The 17603-nt window shown below is 64.6% G+C and carries 16 protein-coding genes and 1 tRNA gene; 1 reads left to right on the top strand and 16 read right to left on the bottom strand.

What is annotated here, in order from left to right; all coding sequences use genetic code 11:
- Positions 1–44 precede the first annotated feature (44 nt).
- The 8 genes from JWJ88_RS18065 to JWJ88_RS18100 form a co-directional block, all read right to left on the bottom strand.
- Entirely contained in the window at positions 45–1214 is a 1170-nt protein-coding gene (locus JWJ88_RS18065; RefSeq protein ID WP_205295823.1) for an NnrS family protein, read from the bottom strand.
- A complete protein-coding gene (locus JWJ88_RS18070) occupies positions 1211–1960 on the bottom strand; it encodes an ABC transporter ATP-binding protein (RefSeq protein ID WP_205295824.1) in 750 nt (249 codons plus the stop codon). The genes JWJ88_RS18065 and JWJ88_RS18070 overlap by 4 nt, the downstream gene beginning before the upstream one ends.
- Positions 1957–2775 (bottom strand): ABC transporter permease, encoded by an 819-nt coding sequence (locus JWJ88_RS18075; RefSeq protein ID WP_205295825.1) that lies wholly within the window; start codon positions 2773–2775, stop codon positions 1957–1959. The genes JWJ88_RS18070 and JWJ88_RS18075 overlap by 4 nt, the downstream gene beginning before the upstream one ends.
- Entirely contained in the window at positions 2772–3767 is a 996-nt protein-coding gene (locus tag JWJ88_RS18080; protein ID WP_205295826.1) for an ABC transporter substrate-binding protein, read from the bottom strand. Before JWJ88_RS18080 ends, JWJ88_RS18075 begins: the two co-directional genes overlap by 4 nt.
- Positions 3768–3871: 104 nt before the next feature.
- Complete coding sequence (locus tag JWJ88_RS18085) at positions 3872–4177, bottom strand: DUF1971 domain-containing protein (RefSeq protein ID WP_205295827.1); 306 nt, start codon at positions 4175–4177, stop codon at positions 3872–3874.
- Positions 4174–4794, bottom strand: coding sequence for a hypothetical protein (locus JWJ88_RS18090; RefSeq protein WP_205295828.1), 621 nt, complete (start codon positions 4792–4794; stop codon positions 4174–4176). Before JWJ88_RS18090 ends, JWJ88_RS18085 begins: the two co-directional genes overlap by 4 nt.
- Positions 4795–4797: 3 nt before the next feature.
- Positions 4798–5205: an RrF2 family transcriptional regulator gene (locus JWJ88_RS18095; protein ID WP_205295829.1), complete on the bottom strand. Its 408-nt coding sequence runs from the start codon at positions 5203–5205 to the stop codon at positions 4798–4800.
- A gap of 146 nt (positions 5206–5351) precedes the next feature.
- Positions 5352–7571 (bottom strand): TonB-dependent receptor family protein, encoded by a 2220-nt coding sequence (locus JWJ88_RS18100; protein WP_205295830.1) that lies wholly within the window; start codon positions 7569–7571, stop codon positions 5352–5354.
- Between the two features lie 337 nt (positions 7572–7908).
- Here JWJ88_RS18100 and JWJ88_RS18105 point away from each other — a divergent pair, with 337 nt between their 5' ends.
- On the top strand, positions 7909–8841 hold the full coding sequence (locus tag JWJ88_RS18105; protein WP_205295831.1) for a sugar-binding transcriptional regulator: 933 nt from the start codon (positions 7909–7911) through the stop codon (positions 8839–8841).
- Positions 8842–8844: 3 nt separating this feature from the next.
- On the opposite strand, the gene JWJ88_RS18110 is transcribed toward JWJ88_RS18105, so the two are convergent.
- The 8 genes from JWJ88_RS18110 to JWJ88_RS18145 all read right to left on the bottom strand — a co-directional run bounded on the left by JWJ88_RS18110 (position 8845) and on the right by JWJ88_RS18145 (position 17574).
- A complete protein-coding gene (locus tag JWJ88_RS18110) occupies positions 8845–10287 on the bottom strand; it encodes an FGGY-family carbohydrate kinase (RefSeq protein ID WP_205295832.1) in 1443 nt (480 codons plus the stop codon).
- 15 nt (positions 10288–10302) lie between these two features.
- A complete protein-coding gene (locus JWJ88_RS18115) occupies positions 10303–10959 on the bottom strand; it encodes an HAD family hydrolase (RefSeq protein ID WP_205295833.1) in 657 nt (218 codons plus the stop codon).
- A gap of 2 nt (positions 10960–10961) precedes the next feature.
- Entirely contained in the window at positions 10962–12425 is a 1464-nt protein-coding gene (locus JWJ88_RS18120; protein ID WP_205295834.1) for a mannitol dehydrogenase family protein, read from the bottom strand.
- 41 nt (positions 12426–12466) lie between these two features.
- Positions 12467–13465 (bottom strand): ABC transporter ATP-binding protein, encoded by a 999-nt coding sequence (locus JWJ88_RS18125; RefSeq protein ID WP_205295835.1) that lies wholly within the window; start codon positions 13463–13465, stop codon positions 12467–12469.
- Between the two features lie 10 nt (positions 13466–13475).
- Positions 13476–14306, bottom strand: coding sequence for a carbohydrate ABC transporter permease (locus JWJ88_RS18130; RefSeq protein ID WP_205295836.1), 831 nt, complete (start codon positions 14304–14306; stop codon positions 13476–13478).
- Between the two features lie 5 nt (positions 14307–14311).
- Entirely contained in the window at positions 14312–15181 is an 870-nt protein-coding gene (locus JWJ88_RS18135; RefSeq protein WP_205295837.1) for a carbohydrate ABC transporter permease, read from the bottom strand.
- A gap of 102 nt (positions 15182–15283) precedes the next feature.
- A complete protein-coding gene (locus tag JWJ88_RS18140) occupies positions 15284–16591 on the bottom strand; it encodes an ABC transporter substrate-binding protein (protein WP_205295838.1) in 1308 nt (435 codons plus the stop codon).
- A gap of 899 nt (positions 16592–17490) precedes the next feature.
- A tRNA-Leu gene (locus tag JWJ88_RS18145) sits at positions 17491–17574 on the bottom strand.
- Positions 17575–17603: the final 29 nt, after the last annotated feature.

Raw genomic sequence — 17603 nt, forward strand, 5'->3', positions numbered from 1 at the left:
TATGCGACGGATAGCCGGGACGATCCGCTCCGGCCTTCCCCAGTTCAGGACAGGCGTTTTATTGCGGGCCAGTAATCGATCAGCCACAGCAGAAACGCTGCTGCCCACAGGATGGCCGCGACCAGATGCAGGGGACCGGGTGGCCATGGCATCAAGCCCATCTCGGGCAGCGCGCGCAGTAAAACAGCCGCCGCAGCCAACACGAACGCCAACCGGGTCGCAAGGCTCAGGCCAAGCCCCTGTCCGGTATGGAACCGCCCGGCAATAGCCAGTACCGCCAGCACGCCCAGCCCCAGCCCGCCCATCAGCGCCAGATGCAGCGGCCCGGCCTCGGCCCACGGGGCACCTAGCGCCGAGGCCCCCAGCGTCAGCAATCCGACCCCCGGAAAACCCGCCGCCGCCATCAGCACCATGATCTCGGCGCGGAACGCCTCGGGACCGACGAACCCTTCGGCCATGCGGTCCATATAGGCGGCCCCGGCAGCGATCCAAAGAAATCCCCCGACCGAGGGCGACAGGCCGGCCACTTGTCCCATCAAGGCCAGCGCCACCAGACCGGCCGACAGATGCAACCGGCCCGGATGCGGCCGAAAGGGCGAGGTTCTTTCACTGGGGTCCAGCACGATATTGGTCACCGGCACGGTGATGCGCGCCAGAACAAGACCCAGCAGGCCCAGAAACAGCAGACCCGAGATCCGCAGCCACTCTGTCGCCGTCTCGACCTGTCCCGCCAGCATTGCCATGCGCGCCATCAGGCAGGCCAGCGTCAGGGCGAAAAGCCATCCCACAAAACTAAGCACCCGGGTCGTGCGCTGCTCGATCGACAGTTTCAGCAGATAGGTGACCAGCAGGACCAACCACGCCAGATCGGCCAGCATCGCCAGCAGGATCAGCCCGTCGGCCCCCAGAAGCCCCGCAACCCGCGCCAGCGCCCAAAGCGCGGCCAGCCCCCAAAGCGCCCCTCCACGCAGGCGGGGCGAGTCGGTCCATTCCGGCGCGGCTGTTGTCAGGAACCCCAAAAGGGCCGCACCCCACGCCCCGAAAATCATCTCGTTGGCGTGCCAGATCCCCGGGGGAATCCGCTGTGCCAAAGGCAGGTCAAAAGACCACAACGCCACCCAGACCAGCGGCCACAACGCGGCATGAAGCGCGGTCAGCGGAAAGAACAGGCGAAAGCCTTCGTCGGAAAGCACGCGATGCAAAGGGGGCTTCATGGGCGCAGCCGTTCGTCGATGTCGTGGATATGCGCAAACAGCGGATCGGCGGTCAGGTAATGCTGGCGCAAGGCGAAGATCGCATTCTCGTCTCGGGAGCCCGGACTGCCGGGGGGTATCTGCTCGCCCGCAACGCCGCGTCCGTTGGGATCCAGCACAAGGATCCGATGGCTGATGCGGATTGCCTCCAGCAAGTCATGGGTGATGAACAGCGCCGCGAAACTGGCCGTCGCGGCTGCCTCGATCACCAGATCCTGCATCCGGCGTTTCAGCGCGACGTCCAGCGCCGTAAACGGCTCGTCGAAATAGATGAAGTCCGGGTTCGTCACCAGCGCGCGGGCGATGGCGGCCCGCTGACGCATGCCGCCGGATAATTCCGAGGGGTATTTCTCCATATCCTCGGGCAACAGCCCGGCGCGCAGCGCGGCATCGGTGATCATTTGGCCCCGCATCCGGCGCGGCGCACGCGACAGGCGCAGCGGAAAGCCGATATTGCCGGCGGCAGTGGCCCAAGGCATCAGGCGCGGGTCCTGAAAGATCATCGCGTGGCGATGATAGCGGCGTAATATCCGCCCCTCTCGCGGCTCGACCAGCCCGGCAGCGATATGGGCCAGCGTCGATTTACCCGAACCTGACGGCCCGACCAGCGCCACGATCTCCTGACGCGCGACGCTGAGCGTGATCCCCTCCAGCACGGTGCGGCCAAAGAACGAATGACCGATCCGGTTCAGTTCCAGCAGGCTCATCGCTTGACGCCCCAGGGTGCGGCGGCCTCGCGCCAGCGTTCCAGTTCGGCCCTGACCGGGCGGATCAGGATATATTCGACTACGATCAATGCAGCCACGGCCAGGCTGACCCAGGCCAGCGCCTCGGCGATGTCCAGCATGGCGCGCGCCCGCGCCAGCGCCCCGCCGATTCCCCCGGCATTGGCCAGAAGCTCGGCCATGATCGCCACCTTGAAGGCCGAGCCAAGCGCAAGGATCAGCGCCGGGAACAGTTGCGCCGAGATTTGCCGCGCCGAGACATACAGGAACCGCCGCAGCGGCCCGGCGCCGAAAACCTGCGCCATGTCATCAAGGCCGCGGTCGCGCGTCGTCACGCCCTCGACCGCGCCGACAAAGACCACCGGCGTCGATGAGATCAGGATCGTCACAGCCACGGTCATGTCCGACGCGCCGAACCAGATCATCGCCAGCACGATCCAGGCGATGGGCGGCACGCCCAAAAGCAGGGTCAGGATCGGACGCGACAGCCGCAGCACGGCCGGAGAGTAGCCCGCCACCACGCCGGCCAGCGTGCCGATCACCGCGCAAAGCGCAAAGCCGGTCAGTGCCCGCGCAGTCGTGAGTGCCAGCAACTCTTGTGCCTGTCCTTCGCGCAAAAGCCGTGTCGCCGCTTTCATGGTGTCCAGCGGCGCGGTCAGGATGAAATCGCCATAAGCTTCGTGCCCGGCCTGCCAGACGGCCGCGATCAGGGCCAAACCCGCCAGCCCGGCCCAGGCCGACCACAGAAACCGGCCCAGCCGGGCCAAGCGGTCAAGACATGCCGCAAGCCAATTCACAGCAGATAGAACCCATCGTCAGGCAATTTGCCGCCGATGATCGCCACATCTGTTTCGGCCATCAGGGAAAGGATCGCCTCGACCGCGGGTCGTGCCTCGGATGCGGGACGGACGGCCAGCCGGGAATGTGGCACCGACAGCGCCAGAACCGGCGCAGGCATGTCCAAAGGTCCGGCGGCTGCGGTCGCGGCTTGCACCGGATCGGCCAGAACCTCTTCGTTGGCGCGCGCAAGCGCGGCCTGCAAAGGGGCCAGCAGTTCGGCGCCATTGGTCATGAAGGCCTTGGTCGCCGCCAGCCCGGCCTGCGGCAGCACCGGCCCGACTGTGCCATGCCTGCCCCATTCCTCTTGCAGGTCGATCACCCGGGCAAAGCTTTTGCCCGCCATCCCGCCCCGCATGATGGCGACGCTGGAGGCCGGCTCGCTGAGCAGCGCCGCGTCGATCTGGCCGGCAAGCAGCATCTGCGCAGCCTCGATGGGGCTGCCGACCGGAAGCAGTTGGACCTTATCCGCGATGCCATGCCGCGCCAGCAGCGCGCGCAGCACGAAATCGGGGGTGTCGTTGACAAAAGGCAGCGCCACGCGCCGACCTTCCAGCGCGGGGAAATCCGCGGCCGTACCGGTCTCGGCCACGATGAACAAAAGCCCGTCGGTCATGGTGTTGACCAGCCCCAGCCCCATGCCGCGATTGTAGAGGTTCGCGGCGACCTGAACCGGCACGACCGACAGGTCTATCGTGCCCGAGGTCAGCCCGGCACGCAGCTCATCCGGGGTGCGCCAGACGGTCAGCGACACATCGTCCGACAGCTCCTTCAGCGCGCCGCTGGCAACGGCATGGGCCAAGGTGATGCTGGGGCCGGCGGGTGGTCCAAACAGCGCCAACCGCGCAAGCGGTGCTGCGCGCAGGGTGCGGGGCGCTGCCAGCGTGACGGCCAAGGCGCCCGCCCCGGCAAGCAAGGCGCGGCGCGAGGGATGGCAAAGGGAATGGGACATGGCTGCCCTCCTGACGATCAAAAGGTAGGACGGGATGGCTGGCACAAGGCTGGCTTAGTTGACAAAGTCTTATGGCGTGAGAAAGCGCTCTTCTTTGATTTTGATCAGGTCCTTGGCGGTGAATCGCCCGGCCGGACGCAAAACTCGACAAAAAAGCGCACCGAGCCAAGGATTGCAACCTCGTGCAACCGCTGCGGATGGATCAGCGGATGAATCCCCGGCTCCAGCACCAGTTCGGCCCCATCGATCAGATCGCGAAAGATCAGCCGCCCGTCCAGCACATGCAGCCGCGCCCAGGTTTTGTCCCGCGTGGAATGGGCGCGTAGCAGGCCTTTGGGCACGGTGGTCTCGTCGAATTCCGGCGTGCGCCGATAAGGGACGGCATCAACGGGCCAGTCCGGGCGTTTCATGCCACCGGCCAGTCGTAAAGATGGATCAGCTTGGGATCATCCGCCGCCGCGAACATCCGTCGGACACGATCCTGAAACAGCTCTGAAAAACGGGCCTGCTGGGCCTTGTCGGCAAGCCCTTGCACGGCCCGCGACATCAAATCGGCCATGGCAGGATCATGCGGAACGTAGCCGGTGTCGATATCGACGACCACGCCTGCGCCGCTGTCGCGCCGGCGCAAGCCCATGATACCATCGACGGGCGCCTCGAACCGCAATAGCCCGCGACGCGAGAACAGATGCCTCGCGCCAATGCCGTGAAAGCCGCCCTCGGCCGCCGCACCCGTCACCAACCCCGCGACCGAGGCAGTCACGCCGGTTGTGCCCTGTGTCGCCCCATCGCGCATGTGAACCTCGATACCGCCACGTTCGGGCAGATCGCCGCCATAAAGCCATTCAAGGCCGGCCAGAACCATCAGCCATGCGCCGGCGACCACGGGACAGGAGTGACCGCAAAGCCGCACGGCATCCTGATAGCGATAGGTCAGCGCCCCGTCCTCGACCGAGCCGAGAAAGCCCGCCAGCGGATCGTGGACCCGGACCTGTGGCGCATCGTCAAAGAACGCGGGGAAATTCATCGCCTACTCCTGTCCATCTGCCAGCAGGTCGGCCAGCGTGCGGTGGTCCATCACTTGCAAAAACGCGCCAAGCGCGTCCCTGATCGCCGCGTCCAGCGCGCCGGGGCGGTTGGGATCGCGGATTTCCTCGGGGCCGAAACATTCGGCCGCGGCCATGTCCGGCTCGGTCACGCGCAGCACTTCGCCCAAGGGCAACGAAACCGGGTCGCGCCCCAGTTCCAGCCCGCCCGAGCGCCCGCGAACCGAATTCAGAAACCCCGCCCGCGTCAGCACGTTGGCCACCTTGGTCAGATGGCTGCGCGAGATATCATAGGCCGCCGCCGCCTCTTCGATGGTCACCAGCCGGTCGGGATGCCGCGCCGCATAGATCAGCAGGCGCAGGGCATAGTCTGAAAAGCTGGTCAGTCGCATGAACACGGCTTCCTTGATCCGCCCGCAAAAAAAGCATGGCGCGCGCCAGATGGTCAATGGCGCACGCCGGGATAGTGACCGCCCGGCCCGCCGTCACGGCAAATGACAAGCCAGACGGCACGGTTCGGGCAAGTGCGGCCCCGTCATCAGAACCGCAGCCGGGTGCCCAGATAGAAGGCCCGCCCCTCTCCCGGGATAAAGGCCGCCTGCCCGGCCGAAGCCTGATCCACGACCAGCGTCGAGGCTGCATAGCGTTCATCCGTCAGGTTGGTGACCTGAACATGGACCGAGGCGTTCGGGGTCAGCGCATATTCGGCCCCCAGATCGACCAGTGCATAAGACTCGTTGAAGACCGTGTTCATGTTGTCCACCGGCGTCTCTCCCGGCACCCAATGCAGCTTGCCGCTGATGGTCAGGCGCTCGACCGGGCGCCAGTCCAGCGCAAGCGAGATCACGTTGCGGGGGGCGCCGGCGATGCGGTTGTCGCCACGCACCGGGTCGTTGTCAAAGCGGAAATCCTGCCATGTCCATGCCAGCCGCCCCGACAGCGTCTCAGTCAACTCGCCCGACAGGCCAAGCTCGACCCCGGTATGGAGCGTGCGCCCGGCGTTGACCGAGGCCAGCGTGGCGCCGGTCACATCGCGCAGGGACAGGAGTTCGTTGTTCAGCCGCGAATGATAGGCGGTCGCGTCCCATGACAGTGGCTGCCATGTCCCGCGCCAGCCCAGTTCCAGCGTGGTCGAGGTCTGCGCCTTCAGATCGGGTGTAGCGAACATGGCCGCCGGGACGGTCGGATCGGCGGGGTTCGGCCGGCCCGGCCCACTGTTCGGCGTGCCGCCCACCGTGCCCAGCAGGTCGTCATGGGTCGGCGGCTCGAACCCGCGCGACAGCGAGACCCAGGCGAATTGCCCCTCGGCCGGGGCCCAGGACAGCGCCAGCGCGGGCGTGAAGCCGCTATAGCTGCGATCGTAGCTGGTCGAGCCCGCCGGCACCGCGCCGTCAGGCAGGCGCATATCGGGGAACATCGGGTGATAGGCCACCGTGGGCCGGGTCGCCGCGCCCCAGCGGTCCTCGCTTTCCCGATTGGCATGGTTGAACGCGATCGAGGGCGACAGGGTAAAACCGCCCACCGGCAGATTTGCCCCGGCAAAGATCGACAGGGTATCGGCCTTCAGCCGGTTCCTGCCAAAGGCCGGACCGCGCTCTCCGCCCAGATTGTGGAAATAGTCGCGGTCAGCCTCGCCAAAGGACCACGTCAGACCGGTCTCGAACAAAGGCAGATCGCCCTCGCCCATACGGCTGTAGCGGGCGGTGACCGTCGCGTCGGTGCTGTCGGTGTCACGGAAGCCCGCAGAGATCGGGAAGGCGAATGTGTCCTTGGTATGCGACAGGCTTACGCCAAGGTCATAGATGTCCGCGCCGCGCTCCAGCGTCGTGCGGGCGCCGGCCAGCGTCTGGCGCGTGTCGCGTCGCGGCTGGTCGCGCCATACGTTCGGTCCCGGCCCGACCGGCACGCCCCCGACGATCACAGGGCCCGAGTGGTTGCTTTCGGGGTTGTTCTGGATCGCATCCCAGGTCAGCGGCCCGGCCACGTCGAATTCCAGATCGGTGTGGCTTAGAAACAGCCGCGTTACCGCCTCGCCCGTCTGCAGCGTGACATTGCCGCCGATCGCCGTCCGGCGCGAGCTGTTGTAATCGCGATAGCCGTCCTTTTGCGTATGCTCAAAGCGCAGCAGGACATCGGCATTCTCGGTGTCGATGCCATAGCTGCCCGCAACCTCGCCCCGCCCGAAACTGCCGCCACCGAACGAGAGCCGCGTGCCCGGCGCCGACGCCCCCGAGGGCGACGCAAAGTTGATCGCTCCGCCCAACACGTTCGCGCCGATGCGGTTGGCGGAGGCACCCCGGAACACCTCGATACTTTCCGCCTGTCCGGGCGCAGCAAGGCCAACCACATAAGACCCGTCGGCGCGATTCACCGGCATCCCGTCCTGCAACACGAGAAGGCCGCGTTCCGCCGGGTTCTGTTGCAGGCCCGAGCCACGGATCTGGATGCGCGGCTGGTCGTTGCCGCCAAAGAATTCCTGCACCACGACGCCGGGCACCTGCGACAGCGTATCGGCCAGCGTCGGCGCGGCCTGTCCCTGCGCCTCGCTGCGGTCGATCAGTGTCGCCGCGCCGGGCGTCACCTCAAAGCGTCTTGCGGTGGTATCGGCGCGGACCTCGATCTCATCCAGGATAATGACCGCGCCGGGGGCCGCCGATTGCGCCAGGGCGACGCCTGCTTGCAGGGACAGGCCCGCGGCCAGCCCGGTCAGGACGGGGGCCATCCGGGGAAAGGGTTTGATCTTGTTGTCAGCGTCCATGTAGGCACATCCTTCAGTTTCCCCGACGGGAAAGTGCGACCGGCGATGCGGCGCGCGGGTGTCAATGAGGAGGCTGGCGACATGGCTTGCTACGGCATATCGGCGGCTGGAACGCCCAAGCCGACATGACAGCGCCTGCATAGGCGAATCAAACATGAATACGAAGGTCACATTTTAGACTGCGCGCTTTTGACGCAGTCACATACAGCCGGCAGACCGTTCGCACTAGCGGCGTCGATGCCCAACCCGGTGCTGGACAGCAGGATTGCCGGCAAGCTAGACACGGGAGGCAAGCACAGCGATCAGTTCAAGCGCGAAAGACGGAAAGCCACATCCCATGTCGAACCAGGGCCGAAAACTGGAACAGGCGGCCAAGGCAGCGTGGCTTTCCCATGTCGCGGGCAAGACCCAGGACGAAATCGCGGGGATCATGGGTATCTCGCGCCAGACCGCGCAGCGTCTTGTCGCGCAGGCCATGGCCGAAGGCATCGTCAAGATCCGCATCGATCACCCCTTTGCGCATTGCATGGACCTTGCGGCCGGCCTGCAGCGGAAATGGCGGCTGGATTTCTGCCAGATCGCCCCTTCGGATGCCCCCGAGGCCGGCGTGGCGTTGATGCTGGCCGATGTGATCGAGCAGTGGCTGCGCCGGCCCGATCCGATGACCCTGGCCATCGGGACTGGCCGCACCTTGCGCAGCGCCGTCGCGCAATTGCCGCATGTCGACTGCCCGCAGCACCGCATCGTGTCACTGACCGGCAATATCGCGCCGGACGGGTCGACAGCCTATTACAACGTGTTGTTCACACTGTCCGATCTGGTCAGCGCGCGCAGCTTTCCCCTGCCCCTGCCGGTCATCGCGCCCAGCGTCCGCGAGCGGCAGGCCTTCAACAGCCAGCCCAGCATCGAGCGGCTGATCCGTATGTCCACCGAGGCTGCCGTGGCCTTTGTCGGCATCGGCACGGTGGGCGAGCGCGCACCGCTGATGCTTGACGGATTTCTGTCGCAACCGGATGTCGAGGCACTGGTCGCGGCCGGCGCGGTGGGCGAGATCACCGGCTGGGCCTATGACGTAGAGGGCACATTGGTATCCGGGCTAAGCAATGACCGTGTGGCCTCGGCCCCGATCCCTCCGCGCGAAACCACGCTTGTCATCGGTGCCGCCCATGGCATCGAGAAGGTGCCGGCGATCCGCGGTGCGCTACGGGGCGGGCTGATCAGCGGCCTGATCACCGATGCCGCGACGGGGGCCGCGCTGCTGGCGGATTGACCCTTACATGGCGGCGATCTCGGCCCGCTGCTGTTGCATGCGCAGATAGATGCGCCAGTCCCGCTCGCGTCGCGTGCCTGCGGCCGGATCGGGGCGGGTGATCTGGATCGGTCTGGCGAAACGCGCGCGTGCCTCGCCGATCCCGCCGACCAAAGGCGAGGCCGCCGCGATGGCGGTGCCGCGCAACACTGCGTCCTCGGGCTGCCAGTGAATTTCGATACCGGTCGCATCGGCATAAAGCTGGCGCAGCAGGACCGAGCGCGCCTGCCCCCCGGCCATGGCAAGCGCGGCGGGCACCAGCCCCATATGCGCCACGACCTGCCGCGTTCCCAGCGCAATCCCCACCGCCGCGCGCCAATAAAGCGCATCCAGCGCATCGGGGCTGCGCTCCAGCGACAGGCCATGAACCGCACCGCGCAACAACGGATCGGCAAAGGGTGTACGACTGCCCTTGATATCGGGCAGGACATGCAGGTCCGGGGCCGGTTCGGGGTTGGCGGCGATTCGCGCGAGGATTTCATCATGCGTGGCCGGGTTCGGGTAAAGCCCGCGCACCTGCTCAAGCAATGCGCCCGTCGCGGACTGGCCGCCCTCGCTGACGCTTTCGCCGGGCAGGATCGCACCGGGATAGGGTCCCCACAGGGCCGCGCGCGGGGCCAGCCCGCCCGCCATGACGCAGTTCGAGGTCCCGGCGATCAGCGCCGGTATACCGGGTGCCGCACCAAGCGCGCCGGCAAAGGCGTCGATCAGACCCGCGGCAACCAGCGTCTCGCGCTCAAGCCCCAGTTCGGCTGCTCCCTGCTGCGAAAGCCGGCCGATCTGCGTGCCGGGCGGCAGCACCGGCTCCGGGCGGGGGAAATCCGCGATACCGGCCTGCACCAGCAAATCATCCTGCCAGCCGCCCCGGTCGGGCAGATAGGCCCATTTTGCCGCCGCCGCGCAAAGCGAACGCGCCTCGATCCCGGTGGCGCGAAAGGCCAGATGATCGCAAAGATCGCGCACCCCTGCCAGAACCGCCCAGATCTCGGGGCGATGGCGGCGAAGCCACATCAGTTTCGGCGTCTGCATCTCGGGGGAAACCGAGCCCCCTGCCCGCGCCACGACCTCATGCGGGATGCGGCTTAGCTCGGCGGCCTCGGCAATGGCACGATGATCATGCCAAGCGATCACGTCGGGCGTAAAACCCGGCGCATCGACCACCAGCGAACAGGTGGCGTCAAAGGACAGGGCGCGAAGTTGTGCGGGGCTGGCGCCGGCCTGACGCCGCGCCTCGGCCAAAGCCTCGGCCACCGCCTGCCAGATCTCAGCGAATTCGTGCATGGACTGCCGGTCAGGCCCGGAAATGGTGGCGAAACCGCGACTGGCACGGGCGATCAGCCGGCCATCAAGGGTAAACAGCCCTGCCCGAGCACGGGCCGAGCCCACATCCACGGCCCCGATCAGCACGCCGATTCCCCTTACCTAGCCCAGTCCGGCCAGAGTCTTGGGCAAATCCCGCGCGTGGTCAATCAGCGCGTCGGGGGACAGCGCCGCCAACTTCTGGGCCAGATGCGCGGGCGCGGCATGGCTGCCGCCCAGAAAACCGATCACGCGCATCCCCGCTGCGCGCGCGGCACGCAGACCGGCAGGGCTGTCCTCGATCACCACGCAGTCGGCGGGGGCGATGCCCAGATGCCGGGCGGCGAACAGGAACAGGTCTGGTTCGGGCTTTCCGCGCGCAACCTGCGTCGCGGAATAGACATGCGGCCCGAAAAGCGGCGCGAGCCCGGTCAGCGACAAGGACAGGCGCAGCCGATCCGGTGCGCTGGAGGACGCCACCGCGCGCGGCCCCGACAGTTCCGCCAAAGCCTCGACCATACCGGGCACCGGGCGCAATTCGCGGCGCAGACGCAGCGCCAGAGCTTCGGCATAGCTTGGCAGGGCCGGTTGCAGGTCGACGCCATGGCGCTGTGCGGCGTCGATGATGGTCGTGAACGAGCGGCCCAGAAACTCGTCGTAAATGCGGTCGCGGGTGATCGGTGCGCCCAGCCTTTGCATCAGCGCTTCGATCTCGACCGCGGCCAGGGGCTCGGAATCGACCAGCACCCCGTCGCAATCAAAGATCAGCCCCCGCGCCACCCCTAGCCCTTCAGATAGGCGTCAAGCGTGGCGCGTGTGCCCTTGTCCCACAGCATCGCCAGCCAGCGGGCGAACGGCTGGGCCAGACGCGGATCGGTGCCTGTCGCGCCATAGATCTCGGCCATGCCCAGCCAGGCGGAGGGATCAGTTTTCGCAGCCTGCGCCCGGCCGGTCAGCAGATCCCAGTTCGGGTCGTTGGGCGCAATCACCGTGCCACTGTCGCTGTGGCCTTCGCAGTAACGGCACCACAGCGCCGATTCCAGCGCCAGCCCCTCGACCGACAGGCCACGTTCCAATCGGTGCGCGATGGTCGGCACGATGAATTTCGGCTGCCGGTTCGAGCCGTCAAGGCAAAGCCGGCGCACGGTGTCGCCGATCTTGGGATTGGCGCAACGCTCGGCCACCTTGGCAAAATAGGCGTGCAGGTCGGTGCCGGGCACCGGGGGCACGGCAGGGATGATCTCATCCGCCTCGATCTTTTCCAGAAAGGCGCGGACCTGCGCATCCTGCATCGCCTCATGCACGAAATGGATATCGAGCAACCCCGCAGGATAGGCGATTACCGCATGTCCGCCGTTCAGGATGCGGATCTTCATCAGCTCCCATGGGGTCACATCCTCGACGAATTCGACTCCGGCCCGCTCCAATGGCGGGCGGCCGGCAGGAAAATTGTCCTCAAGCACCCATTGGATGAAATCCTCGCAAAAGACCGGAGCCTCGTCGTTGATGCCGAAATCCTCGCGCACCATCTGCCGCTCGCGATCCGAGGTGGCGGGCGTGATCCGGTCCACCATGGCATTCGGAAAGGCGACATGGGCGGCAATCCAGTCAGCAAGCCCGGGATTGCTGAGCCGCGCAGTCCCGACCACCGCCTCGCGGGTGACGTTGCCGTTATGCGGGATATTGTCGCAACACATGACGGTAAAGGGCGCGTGCCCTGCCGCCCGGCGCGCAGCAAGCCCGGCAACGATCAGGCCAAAGACGGTTTGCGGCACGGCTGGGTTTTGCGCATCGGCTGCGATGGCGGGATGGGTCGGATCGAAATGCCCCGTGGCGGCATCGATGAAATAGCCGCCTTCGGTAATGGTCAGCGCCACGATGCGGATCGCGGGATCGGCAAGCGTGGCGATGATGCGCAGATGATCGCCCGGTGCGATATAATCCACAATGGGACCCAGCACGCGGGCATCCGAACTTTCGGCCGATTGCTCGACCAGCGTGTAAAGATAATCCTGCGCGGCCAATGTCTCGCGCATGCGCGCATCCCCGGACATCACGCCGGCGCCGATGATGGCGAAATCATCCGCCAGCCCCATGTTCATCAGCCGGTCCAGATAGGCCGCCTGATGGGCGCGAAAGAAGTTGCCGACGCCGAAATGCACGATACCGGCGCGCAAACCGTGCCGGTCATAACCCGGCACCGGCTGGGCGATGCGGTCAAGGGTCTGATTGGAAAGCCTGTCCATCCGAAGTCATCCCGGTTCTGAAATGCGAAAAGCGCGGTGCTCTAAAGCGCCAGCCCTTGTTGGTCAAAGCGATATACCCGGCCCTCCTGCGGGGTCAGATAGATGCGATCACCGTGATGGACCGGGAACTCGCCCGCCCCGCGCGCAACGATATGGGGCCCCCCATCCAGATCGACATGCAGGAAGGTGTCCGAGCCCAGATGCTCGGCCACGCCCACCGTGCCGGCGAACTGGCCCTCGGTCGTGGACATGGCGAAATGTTCGGGGCGCACGCCGATAGCATGGGCGCCCAACCGGGCTGCGGCCTCGCCCTCGATGAAGTTCATGTTCGGACTGCCGATGAAACCCGCGACAAAACGGTTCTGCGGTGTGCGGTAAAGCTCCAGCGGGCTGCCCACCTGCTCGACCCGGCCGGCGCGCAGAACGACGATCTTGTCAGCCATGGTCATCGCCTCGACCTGATCATGTGTCACATAGACCATGGTGGTCGTCAGTTTCTTGTGCAGTTCGGAAATCTCGACCCGCATGTTCACCCGCAGCGCCGCGTCGAGGTTCGACAGCGGCTCATCGAACAGAAACGCAGAAGGCTCGCGCACGATGGCCCGCCCGATGGCGACCCGCTGGCGCTGGCCGCCCGACAACTGGCCCGGGCGGCGATCCAGATAATCCGTCAGGTTCAGGATCCCGGCCGCATGCTTGACGCGCCGGTCTTGCTCATCCGCCGCCATCCCCGCCATCTTCAACGGAAAGGCGATGTTCTTTCTGACGGACATATGCGGGTAAAGCGCATAGGACTGGAACACCATGGCCAGCTTACGCTTTGCCGGTGCGGCCTGCGTCACGTCCTGACCGTCGATCAGGATCCGGCCCGAGGTCACGTCCTCAAGCCCCGCAATCAGGCGCAAAAGCGTGGATTTTCCGCAGCCCGAGGGGCCGACGAAGACGACGAATTCCCCGTCCTTGATCTCCAGATCGACGCCCGGGATGACCTCGATGTCGCCGAAGCTTTTGCGGACCTGTTGAAGCGTGATGCTACCCATCGTTCCCCCCTTATTTCACCGCGCCAAAGGTCAGGCCGCGCACGAGTTGCTTTTGGCTGAACCAGCCAAGGATCAGGATCGGGGCGATGGCCATGGTGCTCGCCGCCGAAAGTTTTGCGTAGAAAAGCCCTTCGGGACTGGAAAAGCTGGCAATGAACGTCGTCAGCGGCGCCGCCTTCGAGGTGGTCAGGTTCAGCGTCCAGAACGCTTCGTTCCAGGCCAGGATGACGTTCAGCAGCAAGGTCGATGCGATGCCGGGCACCGCCATCGGCGTCAGCACATGGATGATTTCGCTGCTCAGCGTTGCCCCGTCCATCCGCGCGGCCTCAAGTATTTCCGAAGGGATCTCGCGGAAATAGGTATAAAGCATCCAGGTGATGATCGGCAGGTTGATGAACATCAGCACCACGGTGATGCCGATCCGCGTGTCCAGCAGGCCCCAGTCGCGAAACAGCAGATACATCGGGATCAGCACGCCCGCTGCCGGCATCATCTTGGTGGACAGCATCCACATCAGCAGGTCCTTGGTCCGCCTGGCCGGCTGGAAGGCCATCGACCATGCGGCCGGAATGGCGATCAGCAGACCCAAAAGCGTCGAGCCGACCGAGATGATGACCGAGTTCATGAAATGCCGGAAATAGGGCGAGCGCGCCCGCACCTCGGTATAATTCTCGGTCGTCCAGTCGAAGAACAGGAACTTCGGCGGGCTGGCGATGGCGTCGGCCTCGGATTTGAAGCTGGTCAGGATCGTCCACAGGATCGGGAAAAAGATCAGCAGCGCCACGCCCCAGGCCAGGATCGTAAAGCCCCAGCGGCGGGCATTGGAAGTTTTGCGGGCCATGGTTCTTACTCCAGCGTCTTGCCGATCATCCGCATCAGGAAGATCGCGACGATATTGGCAAGGATGACGGCAATGATGCCCCCGGCGGATGCGCCCCCCACATCGAACTGCAAAAGCGCCTGGCTATAGACCAGAAAGGTCAGGTTGGTAGACTGATAGCCGGGGCCTCCGTTGGTGGTGACGAGGATCTCGGCAAAGACCGAAAGCAGGAAGATCGTCTCGATCAGGATCACCACGGTAATGGCGCGCGACATGTGCGGCAGGATCAGGTGGGTGAACTTGGCCCACGCCCCCGCGCCGTCCATCTCGGCCGCCTCCATCTGCTCGCTGTCCAGCGATTGCAGGGCGGTCAGCAGGATCAGCGTGGCAAAGGGCAGCCATTGCCATGCGACGATCACGATGATCGACATCAGCGGATATTGCGCAAGAAAGTCGATGGGCTGCGCCCCCACTGACTTGGCGAGCCAGGCGAAAAGCCCGTTCACCGGGTTCATGAACATGTTCTTCCACACCAGTGCCGAAACTGTCGGCATGATGAAGAAGGGCGCAATCATCAGGATGCGCACCAGACCCTGCCCGAACATCGGCTGATCCAGCAGCAGCGCCAGCAGGACGCCGCCGCCTACGGTGATGACCAGCACCCCGCCGACCAGCAGCAGCGTATTCTGCATCGCGGTCCAGAAAGCGGGATCGGACAGGAAATACTTATAGTTGGTCCAGCCGATGAATTGCTCCATGCCCGGCGAAAGCAGGTTGAAGCTTTGGAAGCTGAACCACAGGGTCATGGCCAGCGGCACGACCATCCAGCCCAGCAGCAGCAGGACCGAGGGCGCGACCATCAGGCGCGCCAGTGTTTTCTGATGTCGGGTAGCCATCGGCGCGCCTCCCCACGCGAGCGATAAGGGGTCGGATTTCGGCAGGGGCCGGGCGGGCCGCCCCCTGCCCGGTTCAGGACCGGGTTACAGGCAAACCGCCCGTTATTTCGGATAGCCCGCCTTGGTCATCTCGCGCTCGGCGATCTGCTGGGCCATCTGCAACGCCTGATCGACGCTCGCCTGCCCGGCCAGCGCGGCCGAGAACTGCTGGCCGACGGTGGTGCCAAGCGCCTGGAACTCGGGGATGCCCACCCATTGCGTGCCGATATAGGGCACTTCCACACTGGTCGGGTTCTTGAGGTCCGCCGCCATGATGCTGTCCAGCGTCGGCTTGGCGAAGGGCGCCGCATCCAGATATTCCTGGTTCTCGTAAAGCGAGGTGCGGGTGCCCGGAGGAACGTTCGCCCAGCCCTCGGCGGCCGCTACCTGCTCGGTATAGGCTTTCGAGGTCGCCCAAGCGACGAACTTCTTGGCAGCCTCCGGCGCGTCGGTCGAAGACGGGACGGCCAGCGTCCAGGCCCACAACCACATTTGCGGCTTCTCGCCCTCGGGGGCCAAAGCATAGCCGACCTTGTCGGCCACGGTGGAATCCTTGGGATTGGATACAAAGCTTGCCGCCACGGTGGCGTCGATCCACATGCCGCATTTGCCGGTCTGGAACAGGGCGAGGTTCTCGTTGAAACCATTGGACGAGGCACCGGGCGGGCCGGCTTCGTTCATGATGGTGACGTAATCGGTCAGCGCCTTTTTCCACTGCTCGCTCGCAAACTGCGGCTTCCATTCGGTGTCGAACCAAGGCGCGCCATAACTGTGACCCATCGAGGTCAGGAAGGCCATGTTTTCGCCCCAGCCAGCTTTGCCGCGCAGGCAGATTCCATACACCTCGGCCGATTTGTCGGTCATCTTGCGCGCCGCATCGAAGACAAAGTCCCAGGTCGGGCGCTCGGGCATTTCCAGACCGGCTTTTTCCATCAGATCCGTGCGATACATGATCATCGCGGATTCGCCATAGAAGGGCGCGGCGTAAAGCTTGCCGTCCAGCGACAGCCCGTCCGCGATCGGAGGCAGGATGTCGTCGGCGTCGTAATCCTCGCCCATGTCCTCAAGCGCCAGCAGCCAGCCCTGTTTCGCCCAGATTGGCACCTCGTAGTTGCCGACCGTCACAATGTCATATTGGCCGCCTTTAGTGGCGATATCGGTGGTAACACGCTGGCGCAGCACGTTTTCTTCCAGAGTGACCCATTCCAGCACGATGTCCGGGTTCGCGTCGGTGAACGGCTTGGTCATCTTTTGCATGCGGATCATGTCGCCGTTGTTCACGGTGGCGATGGTCAGCGTCTCGGCCATTGCGGGCGCGGCCAGCGCCGTTATGGCGCAGGCCCCCATCAGGCCGCGCAGCATCATGGTCATTCGATTTCCTCCCCTGCATATCATCATTTGCCAATGCGATGGGCAAATGCTCACATATCTGTCACAGAACTGTCAAGTTAAATCCGCGCCATCCGATACTGGATGTCGTTCACGTCGATGATTTCTTGCGCTGGATGCTGCGAAATCTACCGTGCCGCAGGACAAGATAAGCCTGTCGTTTGGGTGCCTTCCGACCCCGTGCAGCGCTATGGGCAAGAGCGATATTGAGGGGTCAGATCACGGAGCCGCACCGAAATTCCTATGACGTGCTTTGGTTTGCAGGCAGGGCAGAGTTTTACCGGATCGCACTATGCCAAGGACCAATCAGCTTGGCTAAACGCTTGGGATAAATATGCGGAGATCTGCGGCCCAATGCATCGCGTGATGGCCACGCATTCATTTCCCATCGGCCTGACATGTTGAGGTTCTAGGATCAGCAGATACCGCATAGCGAGACCAAACCCGCGATAGCCTTCCCATCCGGCTATGCAATCAACGCCTGCATGGCGTCCGCGTTCCTGCCGAATGGATCGAGAAGCGAGATAGCCTTAACATGCTGTCGTGCTACGTAGAGGAGAATCACTCTCAGTTTAAGGACAATGGCGGTTGTGGAATTTTTGTTTGCGTCATTCCGAAAAATTCTCCGAATAGGGCGCATGACCTCAAGAAATTCAAAGCCCCGCATGCGTGCGGAACATCCGTGCAGCTCTGGCTGACCCTGAAAATGTCCACGACCTGCCGCATTGGTGATGCGATAAAGTTTGATCGTGATTGCGAGGCTCACAAGTGTTCTCTGGTGAAGCGACGCAGGCTTAGGTGAATCTGGATTGGTAAAGGTGCCCCGCACTCCAATTTTACGGGGCACTGCACCTAGCAGCATCTAGGTGAGGGAAAGGCCATGGTACCCGAGGTCGGACTCGAACCGACATGCCTTGCGGCGGCGGATTTTGAATCCGCTGCGTCTACCATTCCGCCACTCGGGCCTTTCTGCGTTCCGCCTAATTCGCTGCGC

The organism is Paracoccus methylovorus, from assembly GCF_016919705.1.
GTDB classification, from domain to species: domain Bacteria; phylum Pseudomonadota; class Alphaproteobacteria; order Rhodobacterales; family Rhodobacteraceae; genus Paracoccus; species Paracoccus methylovorus.

Excerpts from the sequence above, each read along its gene's own strand:
- JWJ88_RS18105 (WP_205295831.1), top strand. The coding sequence starts at position 7,909 with ATGTCGAACCAGGGCCGAAAACTGGAACAGGCGGCCAAGGCAGCGTGG.
- JWJ88_RS18100 (WP_205295830.1), bottom strand. The coding sequence starts at position 7,571 with ATGGACGCTGACAACAAGATCAAACCCTTTCCCCGGATGGCCCCCGTC.
- JWJ88_RS18085 (WP_205295827.1), bottom strand. The coding sequence starts at position 4,177 with ATGAAACGCCCGGACTGGCCCGTTGATGCCGTCCCTTATCGGCGCACG.
- JWJ88_RS18130 (WP_205295836.1), bottom strand. The coding sequence starts at position 14,306 with ATGGCCCGCAAAACTTCCAATGCCCGCCGCTGGGGCTTTACGATCCTG.
- JWJ88_RS18125 (WP_205295835.1), bottom strand. The coding sequence starts at position 13,465 with ATGGGTAGCATCACGCTTCAACAGGTCCGCAAAAGCTTCGGCGACATC.
- JWJ88_RS18080 (WP_205295826.1), bottom strand. The coding sequence starts at position 3,767 with ATGTCCCATTCCCTTTGCCATCCCTCGCGCCGCGCCTTGCTTGCCGGG.
- JWJ88_RS18120 (WP_205295834.1), bottom strand. The coding sequence starts at position 12,425 with ATGGACAGGCTTTCCAATCAGACCCTTGACCGCATCGCCCAGCCGGTG.
- JWJ88_RS18065 (WP_205295823.1), bottom strand. The coding sequence starts at position 1,214 with ATGAAGCCCCCTTTGCATCGCGTGCTTTCCGACGAAGGCTTTCGCCTG.
- JWJ88_RS18070 (WP_205295824.1), bottom strand. The coding sequence starts at position 1,960 with ATGAGCCTGCTGGAACTGAACCGGATCGGTCATTCGTTCTTTGGCCGC.
- JWJ88_RS18095 (WP_205295829.1), bottom strand. The coding sequence starts at position 5,205 with ATGCGACTGACCAGCTTTTCAGACTATGCCCTGCGCCTGCTGATCTAT.
- JWJ88_RS18090 (WP_205295828.1), bottom strand. The coding sequence starts at position 4,794 with ATGAATTTCCCCGCGTTCTTTGACGATGCGCCACAGGTCCGGGTCCAC.
- JWJ88_RS18135 (WP_205295837.1), bottom strand. The coding sequence starts at position 15,181 with ATGGCTACCCGACATCAGAAAACACTGGCGCGCCTGATGGTCGCGCCC.
- JWJ88_RS18140 (WP_205295838.1), bottom strand. The coding sequence starts at position 16,591 with ATGACCATGATGCTGCGCGGCCTGATGGGGGCCTGCGCCATAACGGCG.